Here is a 3,023-nt window from a genome sequence, read left to right on the forward strand (position 1 = left end):
GCCCCCCGCTACGCGGTACGCCTCGCCCGCGACGAGGACGAGGTGCGCGCGGCGCAGCGGCTGCGCCACGACGTCTTCGCCGGGGAACTCGGCGCCCGCCTCGACGGACCGGAGCCCGGCATCGACTCCGACGCCTTCGACGCCTACTGCGACCACCTCCTCGTCGTGGAGGAGGAGACCGGACAGGTCGTCGCCACCTACCGGCTGCTGCCCCCCGAACGCGCCGCCGTCGCCGGACGCCTCTACTCCGAAACCGAGTTCGACCTCTCCGCCCTCGCCCCGATCCGCCCCGACCTCGTCGAGGCCGGCCGCTCCTGCGTCCACCCCGACCACCGCAACGGCGCCGCCATCGGCCTGATCTGGGCGGGGCTCGCCCGCTACATGGACCGCTGCGGCCACAACTGGATCGCCGGCTGCTGCTCCATACCGCTCTCCGACGGAGGCGTTCTCGCCGCCGCCACCCGCGAGAACGTCCTGCCCCGCAACCTCGCCCCCGACGAGTACCGCGTCACCCCCCTCCACCCCTGGAACCCCTCCGGCACCGCGTTCCCCGACCGCATGCCGCTGCCGCCGCTGCTGCGCGGCTACCTGCGCCTGGGCGCCTGGGTCTGCGGCGAACCCGCCCTCGACGCCGCGTTCGGCTGCGCCGACCTGTACGTCCTGCTCTCCCTGCGGCGCACCAACCCCCGCTACCTCCGGCACTTCCTCTCGCTCGCCCCGTCCGCATGAACGCCTGGCTGCCCGCCTCGCCCTGCACACCCCCGGCCTGCGCACGCCACGACGGGCCCACCGCGGGCATGGTGCGCGCCCTCCTGCGGATCACCGCCGCCCTCGCCCTGCTCCTCGTCGCGGTCGCCGCGGCGCCCCCGGTCCGGCTGCTGCCCCGCAGGGCCCGCCACGCCCTGGTCCGCGCCTGGTCGACCGCCTTCCTGCGGGCCTTCGGCCTGCGCGTGCGCATCCACGGCAGCCCCGGCCCCGCCGGCCCCTGCCTCATCACCCCCAATCACGTCTCCTGGCTCGACATCCCCCTCGTGGCCGCCGCCCTGCCCGGCCGCACACTCGCCAAGAGCGACATCCGCGGCTGGCCCGTACTCGGCCGGATCGCCGCCGGCGCCGGAACCCTCTTCATCGAACGCGACCGGATCCGCGCCCTCCCCGACACCGTCGCCGCACTCACCCGCGCCCTCCGCGCCGGCGACCGCGTCACGGTCTTCCCCGAGGGCAGCACCTGGTGCGGGCGCGCCGGAGGGACCTTCCGCAGGGCCGCCTTCCAAGCCGCCCTCGACGCCCGCGTCCCCGTACAGCCCGTCCGCCTCGCCTACCTGCTCCCCGACGGCACCACCGCCGGGGCCTGCGCCTTCGTCGGCGACGACCCGCTCACCGCCTCACTGTGGCGGACGGCCCGCACGCGCGGCGTCACCGCCGAGATCCGGCTGCCGCCGCGGATCCCGCCGGGCCGGCACACCGACCGGCGGGACCTCGCCGCGGCGGCTCAGGGCGCCGTACGAACCCCGGCCGCTGCGGCGCCCGAGGCTCCGACCGCCACAGACAGCGACAGCGCGAACCGGCCCCCGGAGTCCGTCCACCAGCGGGCCGGCTCCAGCCCGGCGGCCGTCAGCTCCCGCCGCACACCCTCCCGGCGGAACTTCGCCGACACCTCCGTCAGGATCTCCTCACCCGCCGAGAACGGCACCAGCATGTCCAGCGCCCGGACCTTCACCACCAGGTCCGACCGGGCCCGCAGCCGCATCTCGATCCACTCCTCCTCCCGGTTCCACACCGCGACGTGCTCGAAGTCGCCGAGCGGGAAGTCCGCGTCCAACTCCCGGTTGACCACCGCCAGCACGTTCCGGTTGAACTCGGCCGTCACCCCCTGAGCGTCGTCGTACGCCGCCACCAGCACGTCCTCGTCCTTCACGAGGTCCGTCCCCATCAGCAGCGCGTCCCCCGGCTCCAGCACCGCCCGCACCGACGCCAGGAACCGCGCCCGCTCCGCCGGCAAAAGGTTGCCGATCGTCCCCCCGAGGAACGCCACCAGCCGCGGACCGGGCGACTCCGGAAGCCGCAGCGGCTTCGTGAAGTCCGCCACCAGTGCGTGCACCCGAAGCCCCGGATGCTCGGCCAACAGCGCCCGGGCCGCCCCCTCCAGGGCGCTCCCGCTCACGTCCACCGGCACGTAGGCCTCCAGCGCCGGCATCGCCTCGATCAGGTGCCGGGTCTTCTCCGAGGAGCCCGAACCCAGCTCCACCAGGGTCCGGGCCCCGCTCGCGTCCGCGATCTCCGCCGCCCGCTCCCGCAGGATCTCCCGTTCCGCGCGCGTCGGGTAGTACTCGGGCAGCCGGGTGATCTCCTCGAACAGCGCGCTGCCGCGTGCGTCGTAGAACCACTTGGGCGGCAGCGCCTTCGGCGACTGCGCGAGCCCGTGCAGCACGTCCGCGCGCAGCGCCGCCTCCGCGGCGTGCTCGTCGAGGGTCCGGGTCAACTGGAAGTCACTACTGCTCACTGGACGGTCTCCTTGAGCGGGGTCAGCGCGACCCCCGTGCGATGGGCGGTCAACAGGGTCCGGTCGGGCACCTCGCACCAGCGGGTGTCGTCGTCGTAGGGCTCCGACGCCACCACCACGCGGCCCGCGGGCGGATCGGCCAGATACCACAGCGAATCCCCCCAGGCGGTCGCGGCGATCGACGTGCCGTCGGTCAGCAGCAGGTTCAGGCGGGAGCCCGGCGCGGCCCCCGCCACCTCCCGCACCGGCTCCGCGAGCGCCGTCCCCAGGTCGTCGCCGTGCTGCAGCCGGTGCAGCACCAGCGCCCACACCAGCGCGGAATCGGTCGCCGCGGGCAGCGACAGCAGCTCCGCCGGCGGCAGTTCGGCCGCGAGCGCCGCCACCGACAGCGGCCAGCCCCGCACCGCCCCGTTGTGGCTGAACAGCCACGGGCCCGCCGCGAACGGCGCGGCCGCCGCCTCCCCCTCCGCCCCCGCCAGGGTCGTCCGGGCGGAGGCCGCGCTGGCCGCCGTGCGGGACG

Annotated in this window: 3 protein-coding genes and 1 pseudogene; 2 read left to right on the forward strand and 2 right to left on the reverse strand. The window is 75.5% G+C overall.

Annotation, left to right across the window (positions count from 1 at the left end; all coding sequences use genetic code 11):
- Both EF903_RS31040 and EF903_RS35650 read left to right on the forward strand, forming a co-directional pair.
- Window positions 1-729, forward strand: a 729-nt coding sequence (locus EF903_RS31040) for a GNAT family N-acetyltransferase (RefSeq protein ID WP_185902921.1), incomplete at its 5' end; no start/stop codon positions are given.
- 68 nt (window positions 730-797) lie between these two features.
- Window positions 798-1,253: pseudogene (locus EF903_RS35650) on the forward strand (lysophospholipid acyltransferase family protein); the annotation flags it as partial.
- A gap of 239 nt (window positions 1,254-1,492) precedes the next feature.
- Here the strand turns inward: EF903_RS35650 and egtD are convergent.
- Both egtD and EF903_RS31055 read right to left on the reverse strand, forming a co-directional pair.
- Entirely contained in the window at window positions 1,493-2,503 is a 1,011-nt protein-coding gene (gene egtD / locus EF903_RS31050) for an L-histidine N(alpha)-methyltransferase (RefSeq protein ID WP_125548311.1), read from the reverse strand.
- Window positions 2,500-3,023 (reverse strand): class II glutamine amidotransferase (locus EF903_RS31055; protein WP_125548312.1); only part of this gene is annotated, 524 nt, incomplete at its 5' end. The genes EF903_RS31055 and egtD, both read right to left, overlap by 4 nt.

The sequence above is a fragment of the Streptomyces sp. WAC05292 genome (genome assembly GCF_003949955.1).
Lineage (GTDB): Bacteria > Actinomycetota > Actinomycetes > Streptomycetales > Streptomycetaceae > Streptomyces > Streptomyces globosus.